We start from the raw sequence: 423 nt of genomic DNA, 5'->3' as shown, positions 1-423 counted from the left end.
ACTTACGGCGGCGGAGTGTATGTGTCCAGCAGTGGGGCCAATAGTGGGGAGTTCAAACTAAGCACCGGAACCATCAGCTACAATACTGCTGATTACGGCGGCGGGGTCTCCGTCTCAGGCGGGTCCTTCACCCTGAGCGGAGGGAGCATCACCGCGAATACGGCAACGGCTAACGGCGGCGGGGTCTCCGTCTCAGGCGGGTCCTTCACCCTGAACACCCCGAGCTCCCAGGTCAGCATCACCGCTAATAGCGCGGACAATGGCGGCGCGGTCTCTGTCTCAGGCGGGACCTTCACCCTGAGCGGGGGGACGATCACCGCTAATAACGCCGCGGGCAATGGCGGCGCGGTCTCTGTCACAGCCGGGTTATTCACCCTGAGCGGGGGAACCATTGGCGGGTCATCGTCGAACAAGAACACGGCG

The 423-nt window shown here is 63.1% G+C and carries 1 pseudogene; it reads left to right on the top strand.

The features are described from left to right. Positions 1-21 precede the first annotated feature (21 nt). Positions 22-423 (top strand): annotated as a pseudogene (locus TPRIMZ1_RS19215) (hypothetical protein); the annotation flags it as partial.

The organism is Treponema primitia ZAS-1, from assembly GCF_000297095.1.
GTDB lineage: Bacteria > Spirochaetota > Spirochaetia > Treponematales > Breznakiellaceae > Termitinema > Termitinema primitia_A.
This window is presented reverse-complemented; position numbering and strand designations above follow the sequence as displayed.